General features: G+C 67.9%; 17 protein-coding genes. 13 read left to right on the plus strand and 4 right to left on the minus strand.

Features of this window, described 5'->3' with window-relative positions:
• The first annotated feature begins 9 nt into the window (after window positions 1–9).
• From U5798_RS01985 to U5798_RS02015, 7 genes are all read left to right on the plus strand, one after another.
• Window positions 10–540, plus strand: a complete 531-nt coding sequence (locus tag U5798_RS01985) for an asparagine synthase C-terminal domain-containing protein (RefSeq protein WP_260434808.1) — start codon at window positions 10–12, stop codon at window positions 538–540.
• Between the two features lie 283 nt (window positions 541–823).
• Window positions 824–1,783: an AraC family transcriptional regulator gene (locus tag U5798_RS01990; RefSeq protein WP_124448837.1), complete on the plus strand. Its 960-nt coding sequence runs from the start codon at window positions 824–826 to the stop codon at window positions 1,781–1,783.
• 115 nt (window positions 1,784–1,898) lie between these two features.
• A complete protein-coding gene (locus tag U5798_RS01995) occupies window positions 1,899–2,465 on the plus strand; it encodes a carboxymuconolactone decarboxylase family protein (protein ID WP_124448300.1) in 567 nt (188 codons plus the stop codon).
• Window positions 2,438–3,535, plus strand: coding sequence for an acyl-CoA dehydrogenase family protein (locus U5798_RS02000; RefSeq protein ID WP_124448302.1), 1,098 nt, complete (start codon window positions 2,438–2,440; stop codon window positions 3,533–3,535). The genes U5798_RS01995 and U5798_RS02000 overlap by 28 nt, the downstream gene beginning before the upstream one ends.
• Entirely contained in the window at window positions 3,532–4,326 is a 795-nt protein-coding gene (locus U5798_RS02005; RefSeq protein ID WP_124448304.1) for an ABC transporter ATP-binding protein, read from the plus strand. The genes U5798_RS02000 and U5798_RS02005 overlap by 4 nt, the downstream gene beginning before the upstream one ends.
• A gap of 6 nt (window positions 4,327–4,332) precedes the next feature.
• The gene (locus U5798_RS02010; protein WP_124448306.1) at window positions 4,333–5,523 is read left to right on the plus strand and encodes an ABC transporter substrate-binding protein; all 1,191 of its coding nucleotides are present in this window, start codon (window positions 4,333–4,335) and stop codon (window positions 5,521–5,523) included.
• On the plus strand, window positions 5,516–6,343 hold the full coding sequence (locus tag U5798_RS02015) for an ABC transporter permease (RefSeq protein ID WP_124448308.1): 828 nt from the start codon (window positions 5,516–5,518) through the stop codon (window positions 6,341–6,343). Before U5798_RS02010 ends, U5798_RS02015 begins: the two co-directional genes overlap by 8 nt.
• 55 nt (window positions 6,344–6,398) lie before the next feature.
• On the opposite strand, the gene U5798_RS02020 is transcribed toward U5798_RS02015, so the two are convergent.
• On the minus strand, window positions 6,399–7,637 hold the full coding sequence (locus U5798_RS02020) for an SfnB family sulfur acquisition oxidoreductase (RefSeq protein ID WP_124448310.1): 1,239 nt from the start codon (window positions 7,635–7,637) through the stop codon (window positions 6,399–6,401).
• Window positions 7,638–7,929: 292 nt separating this feature from the next.
• On the opposite strand from U5798_RS02020, the gene U5798_RS02025 reads away from it, so the two are divergent.
• Together U5798_RS02025 and U5798_RS02030 are read left to right on the plus strand one after the other, a co-directional pair.
• On the plus strand, window positions 7,930–9,189 hold the full coding sequence (locus U5798_RS02025) for an acyl-CoA dehydrogenase family protein (RefSeq protein WP_124448312.1): 1,260 nt from the start codon (window positions 7,930–7,932) through the stop codon (window positions 9,187–9,189).
• Entirely contained in the window at window positions 9,186–10,586 is a 1,401-nt protein-coding gene (locus U5798_RS02030) for an LLM class flavin-dependent oxidoreductase (protein WP_124448314.1), read from the plus strand. Before U5798_RS02025 ends, U5798_RS02030 begins: the two co-directional genes overlap by 4 nt.
• Window positions 10,587–10,705: 119 nt before the next feature.
• On the opposite strand, the gene U5798_RS02035 is transcribed toward U5798_RS02030, so the two are convergent.
• Window positions 10,706–12,133, minus strand: coding sequence for an MFS transporter (locus U5798_RS02035; RefSeq protein ID WP_124448316.1), 1,428 nt, complete (start codon window positions 12,131–12,133; stop codon window positions 10,706–10,708).
• Window positions 12,134–12,478: 345 nt separating this feature from the next.
• Between U5798_RS02035 and U5798_RS02040 the strand changes: the two genes are divergently transcribed.
• The 4 genes from U5798_RS02040 (at window position 12,479) to U5798_RS02055 (ending at window position 15,380) form a co-directional block, all read left to right on the plus strand.
• Window positions 12,479–13,471: an aliphatic sulfonate ABC transporter substrate-binding protein gene (locus tag U5798_RS02040; protein ID WP_124448318.1), complete on the plus strand. Its 993-nt coding sequence runs from the start codon at window positions 12,479–12,481 to the stop codon at window positions 13,469–13,471.
• Window positions 13,472–13,481: 10 nt separating this feature from the next.
• Window positions 13,482–14,336, plus strand: a complete 855-nt coding sequence (locus U5798_RS02045; RefSeq protein WP_322080998.1) for an ABC transporter permease — start codon at window positions 13,482–13,484, stop codon at window positions 14,334–14,336.
• Window positions 14,333–15,121: an ABC transporter ATP-binding protein gene (locus U5798_RS02050; protein ID WP_322080999.1), complete on the plus strand. Its 789-nt coding sequence runs from the start codon at window positions 14,333–14,335 to the stop codon at window positions 15,119–15,121. Before U5798_RS02045 ends, U5798_RS02050 begins: the two co-directional genes overlap by 4 nt.
• 79 nt (window positions 15,122–15,200) lie before the next feature.
• On the plus strand, window positions 15,201–15,380 hold the full coding sequence (locus U5798_RS02055; protein ID WP_415859480.1) for a hypothetical protein: 180 nt from the start codon (window positions 15,201–15,203) through the stop codon (window positions 15,378–15,380).
• 24 nt (window positions 15,381–15,404) lie between these two features.
• Here U5798_RS02055 and U5798_RS02060 read toward each other — a convergent pair whose 3' ends face one another.
• Both U5798_RS02060 and U5798_RS02065 read right to left on the minus strand, forming a co-directional pair.
• Window positions 15,405–15,812, minus strand: coding sequence for a VOC family protein (locus U5798_RS02060; RefSeq protein ID WP_322081000.1), 408 nt, complete (start codon window positions 15,810–15,812; stop codon window positions 15,405–15,407).
• A 239-nt stretch (window positions 15,813–16,051) separates the two neighbouring features.
• Window positions 16,052–16,678 (minus strand): methyltransferase domain-containing protein, encoded by a 627-nt coding sequence (locus tag U5798_RS02065; protein WP_322081001.1) that lies wholly within the window; start codon window positions 16,676–16,678, stop codon window positions 16,052–16,054.
• Window positions 16,679–16,689 lie beyond the last annotated feature (11 nt).

A 16,689-nucleotide genomic window follows, 5' to 3' on the forward strand; every position in this document is an offset into this window, starting at 1 on the left:
CGAAGGTGCATGCCGGACACGCTCACCAAGAGATGCAAGATCAGGGGGCTCGCGCGGGCGGTCTCAAGCGTGAGCGGCAACGCGCGCTTGAGCGCGCCGGTGGTCGCCGCGGCGAACTCGGTGCGGAGCAGCCCGGTGCGGGGCTCGTTGAGCATGGCACATGGACTGGAAGCGCGCGTACCCTTCAGCGATACCGAAGTTCTGAACCTGGCTGCCACCATTCCGGCCGAGCTGGCGCTACGTGATGGCGTGGAAAAGGCCATGCTGCGTGAAGCGTCGCGCGGTGCGTTGCCGGAAGCCGTGCGCCTGCGCAGGAAGTCGGCCTTACCCAAGGATCAAGGCAACGGCGAGTCATTGCGCCAGCACACGCGCGAAATACTCGCAACGGACGCCGACCGCATCGCCGGCTTGCTCGACGTACCGCGGCTGCAGCGCCGCTGCGCCGATCCGTCCCCGCAGAACGAGCACGAGCGGGCGGTAATGTTTCGGGCTTGCTCGCTGGCGCACCGGTCGCGGGTTTACGGCGTGAGCATGCCATGAGGCGAGCCTTGTTTTGCGCGGTGCCCGAGAAGGAGCGTCTCAATCATTGCATCGAACCCGACCAGCGCTTGCGAAGCGATAGGCTTCGAGGTGGCGTTCTACGCGCTTGCCATCCTGGACCATAACGAAGTTCTTTGAAGGGCTCGAACGCGTTCGACGAGAGTCGTAGGCGTACGGCGGCCCCGCCTTCGCCGCGCCAGGAAAATGCTTTCTACGAATCGTTGGTTTGAGCGGCGCGGCGCTGCCCGTAGCATGGGCGCGTCACCCTCCCTCCAGCATCGGAATGTCCGCGCAAACAGACAAGGTCGTCCATTGGCTGCTCTCCAGCCTGGAGCCCAGAAGCCAGCTCTTTCACGTCGGCCAGTATTGCGGCGACTGGCAGGCGTCGACCGCCGGCCGCGCCAAGGCGAGCTTCCACATCATCCTGCACGGTACCGCATGGCTTCACTTTGCCGACGGGCGCGACAGCATCCTCGTCTCCGAGGGTGAAGCGGTCTTCCTGCTGCGCGACGTCCCGCACTGGCTGTCGCCGAGCGCGGTGAATCCGATGGCCGGCACTGTCGCCGGCGGTCTGCCCGTCGAGCGGCGCGGATCGATGCAACCGCTCGACCCGGCGGTCGACGGCAGCGTCGGGCTCGCGTGCGGCGTCATCGAATTCCACTCCACCCTCTCACGCGCGATCGTGTCGCTGTTTCCGGCGTGCCTGATCGTGCGGCGCGGCGACGGCGCCCATCGCGGCATCCATGGGTTGTTCGACCTGATTCGCGCCGAGGGCCGGCATGGCGTCGACGAACCTTCGCCGCTGATCGACAAACTGGTCGAACTGCTGCTGTTCTACGCAGTCCGTGACGCCGCAGGGCACGATTCCGTGGCCAGCGGGCTCGCGTCGCTGATGCAGCGGACCGGCTTCGGCACGCTGGTGGCCGCGATCATCGACGCGCCGGGCGACGCGTGGACCACCGGGTCGATGGCCGCGTTCGCCAACATGTCGCGCACCGCCTTCTGCAAGCACTTCAGCGAAGCGTCGGGCCATTCGCCGATGCAATTCGTCACGCTGGTGCGCATGCGGCTCGCGGCGGACCTGTTGCAGCAGGGCTTGCCGATTTCGCGCGCGGGCGAGCGCGTCGGCTATCAGTCGGAGTCCGCATTCGCGCACGCATTCAAGCGCACGATGGGCATGCAGCCCGGCGCATGGCGTCGCGACCGCGACGGCGCTTCGCAATCGGCCGCCCGCCTGCACTAGCCGGACGGCGCGACGGCGCTTCGCGGGACGAATGCACAGGAATCGCGGATGTTCGCGCATTGTCCGGCGGCGGTGCCGGCTCGACAATGATCTCACTGCCCTTCCGGAGAATCCTGTGAGCCGTCTGCCCTTGCCCACCGTCGAAACGGCGCCCGCGCCCAGCCAGCCATTCCTCGAGAAATCGCAGCGCGCGAACGGCTTCCTGCCGAATCTCGTGCGCTCGCTCGCGAATGCGCCGGTCGCCCTCGAAACCTATCTGACCGTCGCCGAGATCAACAGCCGCGCGGGCCTCACGTTCGCCGAGCGCGAAGCCGTGCAGATCACCGCCGCGGCCGTTCACGGCTGCGCGTTCTGCGTGGCCGGACACACCGCGGCCGCCTTGAAAAAGGCGCACGTCGATCGCGCCGACGTCGACGCGTTGCGCGACGGCGAGCCGGTGGCCGATGCGCGGCTGGACGCCGTCGCCGAATTCACGCGCGCCGTGATCGCGACCCGCGGCGCCGTGGCCGACGACGCGCTCGACGCGTTCGTCGCGGCCGGTTTCACCGAAGCAAACGCGCTCGAGGTGGTGCTGGGCGTGAGCCTCGCGACGTTGTGCAACTTCGCGAACAACCTGGCGCGCAACGAACTCAACCCCGAACTGGCGGCATACCGATGGGAACCCCGGACACAGGCCGCCTGACGGCGCCCGCACTCGACGCATCGCTCGTCGACTGGCTCGACTCGCACGCGACGCAGCTCGACACGAGCGCCGATCTGAAAGCCGAGGTCGTGCCGCGCCTCGCGGCCGCCGGGCTGTTCCGGATCGGCGTGCCGGCGAGCCTCGGCGGCGCGGGCGGCACGACCACGGATGCGATCGCGAGCATCGCCGCGGTGGCCGAGCATTCGCTGGCGGCGGCATTCGTGCTCTGGGGCCAGCGCAGCTTCATCGAGTATCTGCTGCAAAGCCCCAATGCCGCGCTGCGCGAGCGCTGGCTGCCGGCACTGCTCGACGGCACCTGCGCGGGTGCAAGCGGCCTGTCGAACGCGATGAAATATCTGTGCGGAATCGAGTCGCTTCAGATCGAAGCGACCGACGACTGGCGCCTGACCGGCAGGATGGCCTGGGTGACGAACCTGCGCGCGGAGCAGTTCGTGGTCGCGGCAGCCGTGTCGTTTCGCGACGGTCGGCCGTCCGCGATCGTCGCCATCCCGCATGACGCATCCGGCCTGACACGGAGTACCGATCTCGACTTGATCGCGCTGCGCGGCAGCAACACCGCCGCATTGCATCTCGCCGACGTCCCGACCGGTGCCGCGTGGCTGATCCATGCGGACGCACAGGCTTTCCTGCCCGCGGTGCGACCGGCGTTCCTCGGCTTGCAGTGCGGGCTTTCGATCGGGCTCGCGCGCCGGTCGCTGGCCGAAGCGCGCCGCGCGGCAGAAACGACGCGCGGTATTCTCGGCCCCGAAGTCGAATCCTGCGCGGCCGAACTGAGCGCCGCATGTGCGCTGCTGTCGTCCGGCATGGTCGACGGCAGCCTGCGCATGCACCCCGATCGCCTGTTCGAGCTGCGCATCACGCTCGCGACGCTGGTGGCGACCGCCGTGAACCTCGAACTCGAAGCGAGCGGCGGCCGCGGCTATCTGCGCGATGCCGGGCTCGGCTTCGATCGGCGCTGGCGCGAAGCGGCGTTCATTCCGATCGTCACGCCGAGCGTGGTGCAGTTGAAGGCGCAACTCGCGGCACGGACGCGGAGCATCGCCGCATGACGCCCGCGCTGCTGGATGCCCGCAACGTGACGCTCGGCTATGGCGAACCGCCGCGCAACATCGTGATCGCCGATGTCTCGCTGTCGGTCGATGCGGGCGAAATCGTCGCGTTGATCGGCCCGAGCGGCACCGGCAAGTCGAGCCTGCTGCGCGCACTGGCCGGCCTGGAGCGGCCGCAATCGGGCACCGTGTCCGTCAATGGCGCGACGCTGCAGGGACCGCATCCGAGGATTGCGATCGCGTTTCAGGATCCGTGCCTGTTGCCGTGGCTGTCGGCCGAAAGCAACGTCGCGTTCGGGCTCGCGTTCAAGCATCAGGACCGCCTCACGCGCGACCAGCAACGCGAGCGCGTCCAATCGGCGCTGCGTGCGGTCGGGCTCGAAGCCGCCGCGGCGCTGCGTCCGGCCCAGCTCTCCGGCGGCATGGCGCAGCGCGCGGCGCTCGCGCGGGCGTTGGCGCGTCAACCGCAGGCCCTGCTGCTCGACGAGCCGTTCTCGGCGCTCGACGAAGTCACGCGCGCCGCGATGCAACGGCTGCTGGTGAACATCGTCTCGACCACACGATGCGCGACGGTGCTCGTGACCCACGACATCGACGAAGCGCTGCTCGTGGCCGACCGCATCGTGCTGCTCGGTACGCAAGGCCGCTTCATCGATGCATGGCAGGTCGATTTCCCGCATCCGCGCGACGCGTTCGTCAGCGAACTCGGCACGATGCGCATCGACATCCTGAAAGCATTGCAGGCCGGCATGAAGCGCCCGCACGTCACCGAACCCTCCTCCCTGACCTGACTACCCATGTGCCAGATTCCGATGTCGCGCCGCGAATGGCTGAAGCTTGCGGCCCTGTTCACCGCGACGGGGGCCGCCCCGCTGCTGTCCACGGCGAACGCGCACGCCGCGGCGGACCCCGACGCGCCCGTTCGCATCGGCTATCTGCCGATTACCGACGCGGCGCCGCTGCTGGTGGCCCACAACAACGGCTACTTCGCGTCCGCAGGGTTGAACGTCGAGCCACCGAAGCTGCTGCGCAGCTGGGCGCAGCTCGTCGAAGCGTTCCTGTCCGGCCAGGTCAACGTCGTGCACCTGCTGTCGCCGATGACGCTCTGGGCGCGCTACGGCAGCCGCGCGCCGGCGAAGGTGGTCGCGTGGAATCACGTGAACGGCTCGGGGCTGACGGTCGCGCCCGACGTCGATTCGCTGCGCGATCTCGGCGGCAAGACCGTCGCGATTCCGTTCTGGTACTCGATCCACAACGTCGTGCTGCAGGACATGCTGCGCCAGCAGGGGCTCGTGCCCGTGCTCAAGCGGCGCGGCACGCCCGCGCCGAACGAGGTGAATCTGGTCGTCATGGCGCCGTCCGACATGCTGCCCGCGCTCGCCGCGCGCCAGATCGCCGGGTATATCGTCGCGGAGCCGTTCAACGCGACGGCGGAATTGATGAAGATCGGCAAGATCCTGCGCTTCACCGGCGATGTCTGGAAGAACCACGCGTGCTGCGTCGTTTTCATGCACGAGAACGATCTGACGCGGCGCCCCGCGTGGTCGCAGAAGGTTGTCGACGCGATCGTGAAGGCGCAGGTGTGGGCGCGCGCGCATCCGCAGGAAACCGCGCAGTTGATGTCGAAGGACGGCGCTCACCGCTATTCGCCGCATACGGCCGCGGCGCTGGATCGCGTGCTGGTGCCGTCGGCGTCGCTTGCCGATACCTATCGTGCGAGCGGCGCGATCCGCCATGCCGACTGGAACGGAAAACGGATCGATTTCCAGCCGTATCCGTTTCCGAGCTATACCGAGGCGCTGGTTCAGCGGCTGAAGCGCACGGTGGTCGACGGCGACAGTGCATTCCTGGCGTCGCTCGACCCCGCGTTCGCGGCCCGCGATCTCGTCGACGACCGGTTCGTGCGCAAGAGCATCGACGCGGTCGGCGGGATGGCCGCGTTCGGCCTGCCCGGCGCCTTCAAGCGTGAGGAGATCATCGTTGTCTGACGCGCTTGCCAGCCACCGCTCGTCCGCTCGCGAAACGCACCGGACCCGCGGCGCCCGTTACGCGGTGCGCGCTACCGCCGGATGGCTCGGCGTGGCCGGCCTCGTCGCGACCGTCGTCGTCTGGTGGGCCGCGATTCACGTGTTGACCGCGCCCGGCTCGCTCGGCCGGCAGTTCGCGCCGGACAGCGCGTTCGCCAGCCTGCGGGCGCTGTGTTCGGACGATCTTCTGGTCGAGCATGCGCTCGTCAGCCTGCGGCGCATCGGCGTCGGGCTTGGCGCGGCGCTGCTGGCCGGCGTCCCGCTCGGGTTGCTGATCGGCCGCGTGCAATGGGTCGAGCGCATGCTGTCGCCGACCTTCCAGTTCCTGCGGATGGTGTCGCCGTTGTCGTGGATGCCGCTCGCCGTGATGTCGTTCGGCATCGGCGACCGCGCGATCTACTTCCTGCTCGGTTTCGCCGCGTTGTGGCCCGTGCTGATGAGCACGGCCGCCGGGGTTGCGCAGATCGACCGGCGCTGGCTGCAACTCGGCGCAAGCCTGTCGGCCACCCGCCGCGAACTGCTGATCCACATCGTGCTGCCGGCCATCGCGGGGCCGCTGCTCAACGGGATCCGGCTCGCGATCGGCATCCTGTGGATCGTGCTGGTGCCCGCCGAGATGCTCGGCGTCAGCGCGGGGCTCGGTTATCTGATCCTCGACACGCGCGACCGGCTCGCGTATTCCGAACTGACGGCGGTGATTCTCGTCATCGGCGCACTGGGGTTCGCGCTCGACGGTATCGCGCGGCTATTGGCGCGCGCCGTGCTGGCGGCCGATCGCTAGCGCGACGATCGGGCCGCGATCGATCGGGCTGGCGATCGGCCGGCCCGCGAGCCGCTCAGTTCCACGCATGGCGCGCCGGACGCACGCCGTTCAGGTAGTAGTTGCCGACGAGGTGATATTTCCAGCGCACCGGGTCATGCAGCGTATGCGTGCGCGCGTTGCGCCAATGCCGGTCGAGATTGTGCTCGGCGAGCGTCGACTGCGTGCCGGCCAGCTCGAACAGCTTCTCGCCCGCGAGCAGCGCAACCTCGGTCGTCAGCACCTTGGCTTCGCCGACCGCGACCGATGCGCGCGCGACGTCGTCCTCGGTCACGTCGCCGCGCGCCGTGATCTCGTCGAGCGTGCGTGCCGCACGTTCGAGCAATGCCTCGGCCGCGTGCAGCTGGATGTGCAGATGGCCGATCTCGCGAATCGTCAGCGGATCGTCGGCAGCGCGCTCGACACCGCTGTCGACCCACGGGCGCGTGCGGGTCCGCACGAACGCCAGCGTATCGTCGATGGCCGCCTTCGCGATGCCCGCGTCGATCGCTGCCTGGATGATCTGCGACAGCGGACCGTTGAGCGTCGGCACGTCCGACACGCGCTGCGCGGGCAGCACGTGCGACGCCGGCACGCGCACCGCATCGAGCACGACCGTGCCGCTCGCGGTCGTGCGTTGCCCGAATCCCGACCAGTCGTCGATCACCGTCAGCCCCGGCGTCGGCTGCGGCACGTACGCGAGCCACGCCTGATGCGCATCGTCGAGGCCGAGCACCGGTACGTAGTGCGCGAACAGCGCGCCGGTCGAGTAGAACTTCGTGCCGTCGACGACATAGTGGTCGCCGTCTTGCCGCACGCGCGTCTTCAGGTCGAGCACGTGCTTCGTGCCCTTCTCCGAGAACCCGTTGCCGAAGCGCTTGCCGCTCAGCACTTCCGCGAAGAAATGACGCTTCTGCGCGTCGGTGCCGGTCAGCGTGATCACGTCGACCAGCCCGAAATGATTCTGCGGCAGCTGCCCGAGCGACGGATCGGCCGCTGCGACGATCTTGATGACTTCGGTCAGCGTGACATGCGATACGCCTGCGCCGCCGTATGCCTTCGGCACCGTGATCGCCCACAGCCCCGACTGCGAGAACCATTCGATTTCGTCGCGCGGCAGGCGGCGCGTGCGATCGCGCTCGGCCGCACCTTCCGCGAGCCGCTTCGCCAGCGCGTGCGCGGCCGTGATCGCCTGCGCATCGTCGGCGATCACGCGGGCCGCGTGCGTTTGCGCATCGGCCGGCTGCTCCTGGATCGTGGCGCTCGTGTCTGACATCGGATTCTCCTGTCGAGTGGCGAAAGCATTCAATCTAGCAGCGCAGCGCGGGCCGGAAAAACGAGCGATTCTCGAAACGATATTCCTTTGGATAACAAACGACCTGGCGATGAGCGCCAGCGACGACACGCTTCGGCATCGAAATCGACGCGTCAACGTCGGTGCATCTCCGTCCGGCAACGGTAATACGCATCGACGATAACGATCTGCGAATCCGTTATTGGAACGCTCGCGTCGCGCTTCCTATACTGGCCTCCCGGCGCAATCGGCCCCGCTCTTCGAGGAACACCGCATGACTTCGACGCACGCAGCCCACGACCTTTCCACCGGCACCGACTACGACGCGCTCGCGAGCCGGTTCAGGCCGATCTTCGAGCGCATCGCCGCCGGCACCGCCGAGCGCGAACGCCGCCGCGAACTGCCGCACGAGGCGATCGGCTGGCTGAAGGCCGCGGGTTTCGGCGCGATACGGTTGCCGGCGAGCGCAGGGGGCGCCGGTGCATCGCTGCCGCAGCTGTTCCGGCTGCTGACCGAGCTGGCGGCCGCCGATTCCAATCTGCCGCAGGCGTTGCGCGGGCATTTCGCGTTCGTCGAAGACTGGCTGAACGCCCCGCCCGGGCCGCAGCGCACGACCTGGTTCGACCGCTTCGCCAGCGGCCAGCTCGTCGGCAATGCGTGGTCGGAGGCCGGCGACGTGCCGCTCGGCCAGACCGTCACCAAGGTGTCGGAACGCAACGGCCGGCTCGTGCTGAACGGCCGGAAGTTCTACAGCACGGGCAGCCTGTTCGCCGACTGGATCGACGTGTTCGCGCAGCGCGCACACGACGGCAGCGACGTGATCGTGGCCGTCGCGACCGCGCAGCCCGGCGTGATCCGCGAGGACGACTGGGACGGCTTCGGCCAGACGACGACCGGCAGCGGCACCACGCGCTTCGAGGATGCGGCCGTCGACGCCGACAACGTGATCGACTTCGCGCGCCGCTTCAAATACCAGACCGCGTTCTACCAGTTGTTCCACGTCGCGACGCTGGCCGGCATCGGTCATGCGATCGTGCGCGACGCGGGCGAGCTCGTGCGCAACCGGACGCGCGTGTACAGCCACGGCAACGCACCACGCGCGGGCGACGACGCGCAACTGCAGCAGGTAATCGGCGAAATTGCTTCGTGGGCGTACGCGGCCGACGCGCTCGCGCTGCGCGCCGCGCAGCCGCTTCAGCAGGCCTATGAAGCGCACTTCGGCGACGACGAAGTGGCCGAGCACGCGGCGAACGTCGCGGCCGAGATCGAATCCGCGCAGAGCCAGCTCGTCGTGTCCGAACTCGTGCTGCGCGCGGCGACGCGCCTGTTCGACGCGCTCGGCGCGTCCGCGACGCGCACCACGACCGCGCTCGACCGCCACTGGCGCAACGCACGCACGGTGTCGTCGCACAATCCGCTCGTCTACAAGGCGCGGATCGTCGGCGACTGGGTCATCAACGGCCGTACGCCGCCGTTCGTCTGGCGCGTCGGCAACGGTGCGGGCGCCGGCGCGGAAACGGGGGCCGCACGATGAGCAAGACGATTCGCTTCAACGCGTTCGAGATGAACTGCGTCGGCCACCAGTCGCCGGGCCTGTGGGCGCATCCGCGCGACCGCTCGTGGCAGTACAAGGATCTCGACTACTGGACCGACCTCGCCCGCGTGCTCGAACGCGGGATCTTCGATGCGATCTTCATCGCGGACGTGATCGGCTATTACGACGTCTACAAGGGCAGCAACTATCACGCGCTGCACCAGGCCGCGCAGATCCCGGTCAACGATCCGATTCAGCTCGCCGCGCCGATCGCGATGGCGACCGAGCATCTCGGCATCGGCATCACCGCGTCGACGACGTTCGAGCACCCGTACACGTTCGCGCGCCGGCTGTCGACGGCCGACCATCACACGAAGGGCCGGCTCGCGTGGAATATCGTCACGTCGTACCTCGAGAGCGGCGCGAAGAACGTCGGCGACCATGGCCTGCGCACGCACGACGACCGCTATGCGGTCGCAGCCGAATACGTCGAGGTGCTGTACAAGCTGTTCGAGGGCAGCTGGGAGGATGGCGCGGTGGTGCGCGATCGCGACGGCCGCGTGTTCACGCATCCCGAGAAAGTGCACGAGATCGGCCACAAGGGGCGCTTCTTCGACGTGCCCGGCTACCATCTGTGCGAACCGTCGCCGCAGCGCACGCCGGTGCTGTTCCAGGCCGGCGCGTCCGGCCCCGGCAAGGCGTTCGCCGCGCAGCACGCGGAATGCGTGTTCGTCGCGGCACCGACCCGCGAGCAGCTCGCGCGCTACGTGGCCGACGTGCGTGCGCAGGCTGCCGCGGCGGGCCGCGATCCGGCCAAGGTGCTGATCTACAACCTCGTCACGGTGATCGTCGACGAAACCGACGAAAAGGCGCAGGCCAAGTTCGACGAATACCGCCGCTACGTGTCGTACGACGGCTCGCTGGTATTCATGTCGGGCTGGACCGGCATCGACTTCGGCCAGTATGCGCCGACCGATCCCGTCCGGCGCGTCGAAACGAATGCCATCGTGTCGGCCGTCGAGCACCTGTCGGGCGGCGACACGGCGTGGACGATCGAGGCGCTGGCCGCATGGGGCGGCATCGGCGGGCTGGGCCCGGTGTTCGTCGGCTCCGCCGCGACCGTCGCGGATATCCTGCAGGAATGGGTCGCGGCGACCGACGTCGACGGCTTCAATCTCGCGTATGCGGTCGCGCACGAAACCTTCGAGGACGTCGTGCGTCACCTCGTTCCGGAACTGCAGCGGCGTGGCGTGTACCCGACCGCGTATGCGCCGGGCACGCTGCGCGAGAAGCTGTTCGGCGGCACGGCACGACTGCCGGACGAGCATCCTGCCGCGCAGTTTCGCGATATCGAGCAGGTCAAGCGTGAAGCCGAGCGGGAGGCCGTCAGCGCATAGCGGGACGTCGAGGCCGGTCTGCCCGCATTCGCGCGGCGACCGGCTGCAGTGCAAACGGCTTCGTGCGGTCCGACGAAGCCGTTGGTGTTTTCCGGGGACGGCGAGCGTCCCCGTCGCGCCTACGCAACGCGTTCGTCATCGACGTCGTACGCCGTCGGTTCGTAACGCACGATCAGCAGGAACACGATCGGCGTGACCGCACTGATCGCGACGACCCAGAACATGTCGGTGCCGAGACGCGCCTGCAGGATCGGCAGCACGAACAGCGCGAGCGCCTGGCCGATGCCGCACAGCGAACGCCCGAACCCGACGCCGGTGCCGCGGATCGCGGCCGGATACGACAGCGTCGGATAGATCATCATCTGCGCACCGGGCCCGAAGCCCTCGGCGAACAGCCAGGTCCCGAGCATCAGCAGCACGATGCCGACCGCGAGCGCACCGTGCGGATGGCCCGCCAGCGCCAGCGCGACGAGCGCGACCGTTTGCAGTGCGAAGCCCGCGATCGCGACATGGCGCGACGGATAGCGATACGCGAGGCGCATGCCCAGCAGCCCGCCGGTGAATGCGAACAGCACGTTCAGCGCGAGCGAGGCCGCGATCGTCTCGAACACGCCCGCGCCGAGAAACTGCGACAGGATCGACGGCAGGAAGAACGCAATCGCCGTGTACTCGAACGGGATGCACAGGTTCATCACGCTGGCGACGATCGTGCGCCCGAGATACGGGCGCTGGAACAGCACGCGAATCCGTACGGGCGGCGGGCTCGGCTCGCGCGGCGCATCCTCGGCTTCGTGCGCGTGAATGCCGTACGACTCGCGCAGGATGCGCGCGGCATTCGCCAGGTCGCCCTGGTTCGCGGCCCACAGCGGCGATTCGTTCATGAACCGGTTCCGGAACAGGATGATGACGAGCGCCGGCACCGCGCCGAAGATCAGCGACGCGCGCCACAGCCATCCCGCATGTTCGGCCGGCAGCAGGAAATACAGGCCGAAGATCAGCAGGAAGCAGACCGACGACGCGACGTACCACATCGGGCACCACGCCGCGAGCCGCGACGCCTTGTTGCCGCGCCCGTTGAACTTCGAGAATTCCGCGAGAAACGCCATCGCGACGGGCAGGTCGATGCCGACGCCGAGGCCCATCACGAAGCGGGCGCCGATCAGCACCCAGACGTTCGGCGCCAGCCCCGCCGCGATCGCCGCGACCACGAAGAACAGCATGTCGGCCATGAACACCTGGTAGCGGCCGATCCGGTCGGTCAGCCAGCCGCCGATCAGGCTGCCGAAGATCGTGCCGATCATGATCGCCGAACCGACGAGCCCGGTCAGCGCGGGAGTCAGCCCGAATTCGCGCGCGACGTCGTCGATGCCGTAGGACAGCGTCGTCAGGTCGTACGCATCGAGAAACACGCCGCCGAGCGCCAGCAGCACGATCATCCGCGCATGGCTGACCGAACTGTCGACCGTATTGATCAGGCGCGCGACATCGCTGGCCGAGCGGATGGGGGAAGAAATGGGTGTGGCGGGGCTTAGATCGATCGAACTCATCGCATTCCTTAGTGTTTGGCGGAATGCACGCCGAGTTCGGCGTGAAGCCGGGAACCGGGCTCGTGCATTCGCGACAGGCGGGATCTCGACGGAACGCGGGCGCGTCGACAGGCGCCGTCATTGCGTTCCGGCAGCGGGCATTCTGTTCCCCCGATCCGGGTATCCCAACCGATATAAAGCGATAAATTAATCGGCCTGCGTCATAAAGTTGCCCGACCGGCACGCTTAGCAGCAGCGTGCATGTTCAATCGCGGATTTCTTCGTTACCGGATCGCGCGCGCTTCGTTACATTAGTCGATCACCTGCCTGTTCGCGGCGCGTTGCCGCTCTTCCGGAGATTCCCCGATGAAGCCGTTCTGGTCCCGCGCGTGGCAATCCGCGGCCCTCGTCGTTGCCGCACTTGCCGGCCTCGTATCGATAGAGGCGCACGCGGCGACACCCGCGGAAATCCGCGTCGACTATGCGTACTACTCGCCCGAGAGCCTCGTGATCCGCCACTTCGGCTGGCTCGACGACGAGTTCAAGGCCGATCGCACGTCGATTCGCTGGGTGCTGAGCCTCGGCAGCAATCGCGCGCTCGAATACCTGAACAGCGGCGCGGTCGATTTCGGCTCGGCTGCCGGGCTGGCGTCGGTGCTCGCACGCGCGAACGGCAACCCGATCCACGCGGTCTACGTGTTCTCCCGCCCCGAGTGGACGGCGCTCGTGGTACGCAAGGATTCGCCGATCCGCACGCTCGCCGACCTGAAGGGCAAGAAAATCGCCGCGACGCGCGGCACCGATCCGTTCCTGTTCACGCTGCGCGCACTGCACACGGCCGACCTGACGCGCGACGACGTCGAGATCGTCAACCTGCAGCATCCGGACGGCCGCACGGCCCTCGCGAACGGTCAGGTCGATGCATGGGCCGGGCTCGATCCGCACATGGCCGCGGCGCAGCTCGACGACGGCGCGCGACTCCTGTACCGCAACGTCGCGTTCAATACGTATGGATTTCTGAACGTCCGCGATGCGTTCGCCGGCCAGTATCCGCAGGCGGTCACACGTGTGCTGAAAGTCTACGACCGCGCGCGCCAGTGGATCGTTGCGCATCCGGCCGACACCGCGCAGATCGTGGCCGACGAATCGAAGGTGTCGCTGCCGGTCGCGAAGCTGCAGCTGCAGCGCAACGACTTCAGCGACCCGGTGCCGGGCGACACCCAGCGCGCGGCGCTGAAGGCTGCGGCGCCGGTGCTGACGGCCGAGCAACTGACCAAGCCGGGTGTCGATCCCGCGAAGATCGTCGATACGTTGATCGATCCGTCGTTCGCGCGCCCGCTCGTCGCCGCGTCGAAGTGAGGGTATTGCGATGACGGACACCGCTGCCCGCGGCAACGCACTCGCGACGCGTCACGCGGCATCGGCCCGTGCAGGCCGCCGCGACCCGCTTCGCGCGTGGCGCATCGCAGGCGTCGCGCTGCCGTTCGCTGCGCTCGTGCTGCTGGAGTGCGTCGTGCGGCGCGGCTGGCTGCCCGATCACCTCGTCCCGGCACCGAGCGAGATCCTCGATGCGCTCGCGCATCTGGGCGTCACGCGTGTCGCACGCCATGTCGGCGCGAGCACGCTGCGGGTCGCGGCCGGCTTTGCGGCCGGCGCCGGGCTCGCGCTCGCCGTCGGCGCGGCGATGGGCCTGAGCCGCCGGATCGACGCGCTGCTCGAGCCGACGTTCCAGGCGCTGCGCGCGATTCCGTCGCTCGCGTGGGTACCCGTGCTGTTGCTGTGGCTCGGCATCGACGAAGCGCCGAAGATCACGCTGATCGCGATCGGCGCATTCTTCCCGGTTCACCTCGCGGTCGTCGCCGGCATTCGCGACGTCGACCGCAAGCTCGTCGAGCTCGGCGCGGTTTATCGGCTCGGCCCGCTCGCGCTGTTCCGCCGCATCCTGCTGCCGGCCGCGCTGCCGCAGATCTTCACCGGCTTGCGTACCGGCCTCAGTCTCGCGTGGATGTTCATGGTTGCCGCGGAGCTGATCGCGGCGACGCGCGGCCTCGGCTTCCTGTTGAGCGACGGCCGGGAAACCGGGCGCCCCGATCTCGTGTTCGGCGCGATCCTGCTGCTCGCGTTGCTCGGCAAGCTGACCGACGGCGCGATGCGGCGCATCGAATTGCGCTGGCTCGGCTGGCGCGACGCATTCGACGGCGCGTCCCGCGAGGGTTCGGCATGAGTACGGCGGCTTCTGCGCGCACGATGGCGGATACCGATACGCCGCTGCTCGACCTGCGGATCGCCCGCAAGCAATACGGGGATCGCACGATCCTCGCCGACATCGCGTTGCAGGTGACGCGCGGCGAGATCGTCTGCGTGGTCGGTCCGAGCGGCTGCGGGAAAAGCACGCTGCTGCGGATCGTCGCCGGTCTCGACGCGCATTTCCGTGGCAATGTGAGCATCGACGGCATCGCGCTCGACGGGCCGTCCGCGCGCGTCGGCGTGATTTTCCAGGAACCGCGGCTGCTGCCGTGGCTGTCGATCGCCGACAACGTCGGCTTCCCGGCCGGCCCGCGCGGCGGTCGCGACCCGAGTGTCATGCGCCTGCTCGACGAAGTCGGCCTGGCCGGCGTCGCGCGGCAACTGCCGGCCACGCTGTCGGGCGGGATGGCCCAGCGCGCCGCGATCGCGCGCGGGCTGTTCGGCGAGCCGGATCTGTTGCTGCTCGACGAACCGTTCAGCGCGGTCGACGCGATCACGCGGATGCGCTTGCAGACGCTGCTGCTCGATGTCGTCCACCGGCACCGGATGGCCGCGATCGTCGTCACGCACGATCTCGACGAGGCGCTGTATCTCGGCGATCGCGTGCTGATGCTCGCGCCGAACCCTGGGCGCGTCGACGACGAGATTCGCGTCGAGGTCGCGCGGCCGCGCGATCGCCGCGATCCTGCGCTGGCCGCTCTGCGCGCGCGGCTGCTCGGTGCGTTCCAGCGCTTTCACGATCGTGTGGACGGCACGGAATAAGGCACAATACGCGGCCTGAACATTCGGCCGTGGGCTGACGCGTACCGAGCTTTCCCACAGCAACCGGGAATCGCTGCGGATGGCGTTCTGCTCGCGCGACTCGGTGCTACTGTGGTCGTACACCACGTTCGACCGGAACCGCGTCAAGTTCGCGAAACTGCGCGAGGACCCGAAATACGCGCATCTGCAATGGACGGAAATCACCGTGCCCTCGCATACTCGCGCGTTCATCGACAGGCATACCCGCGCCGGCAGTTGAGCACGGCGTGAGCGGCGCCCCGCGTCAGTCGTCGAACGTGCCTTGGTATTCCGGCGCGGCATCCGCGCGCGTGTTCAGCTCGAACATCACGCCACCGGGCTCCCGGCAAAAGAATCGCGAACCGCGCCCGTTGTTGAAGATGTCCGTTTCCATCGCGACGCCCTCTTCCCTGAATCGCTCGTACAGCGCGCGCACGGCATCGAGGCTCGGCAGTTCGAACCCGACGTGGAAATTCGCCGGCCATGCGGGTACGCCGTCGCCGACGTGATCGATCACGACGTCGAAGCCCGGGCGCTTCAGGATCCAGGATTGGTCCCAGCTTCCCGCGATCGTGAAGCCGAGGTAGCGCTCGAAGAATCGGGCCGTCGCCAGCGTATCGGCCGAAGGGAAGCTCAGGTGATTGAGCTTCATCGTGTGTGTGGTGCCGGTCATCGTCGTGTTCTCGCATGCGGTGATGGGCGGAGGCCCCATGCCGTTCCGCCCGACGACTTCAGAATACGAGCGAAGGCTCACATTCAACAACTCGCATTGGACAGGCGTCCGGACCGCGCGTGAAACCCGTGCGGGGCCGTCGGTTGACGTGTGGAGGCGATCGCGGCGGAACGCGCTACTCGCATTCGGGACGGGCTGGCCGGCCACGCACGACACGTGTACCGCGCCGCGCGGCCGGATCAGGCGGCTTCCGGGAGGCGCCCGTGCATGACCATTTCCGGTGGGGGACGCTTTCGGATCACGAATTCGATGCCTGCTTCACCGACCGCCGTCAATGTCTGGTCCGCTCGAGGCAGGCGGAACCGGAACGTGGCATCGAGCAACTCCGCCTTGAGCGGCTGCGCGCACGGTCCCAACGTCTGAAGCAAGTCAAACAGATTGAGCGAGCGGGAACTCCACGACCGTGCCTTCCATAACGTAAACGTCCATTTGTGGTCGTCATTGAACGTGGACGGGAACTGGCCTTGTTCGTACAGATCTTCATCGGGCACCATGCAGACCAGATGGCCGTTGGGTTTCAGCACCCGGAACCAGTTGTGCAGCGCCTCCGCGGGGTCGCGCATGTGCTCGAGGCAATGCGAGGAGTGCACGAAATCGAAGCTTTCGTCCGGCACGCCGGCAAGGAGTTGCGCGTCGCCATCCGGCAGGTCCCAGGCACGGACCGAGCGCATGCCGGGGAAAAATTCATGATATTGCGCAATCGAATCCTCGCCCGCACCCACGTCGATTCCGTCGCCGACGAAGTACCGCGTAGCGAATCGGACATCGTGCAGACGGCGTGCTATTGCTTTGCTGGCTTCATTCAAGATGCAACTCC

Origin of the sequence: Burkholderia sp. BCC1972 (genome assembly GCF_905339605.1) — a bacterium.
GTDB lineage: Bacteria > Pseudomonadota > Gammaproteobacteria > Burkholderiales > Burkholderiaceae > Burkholderia.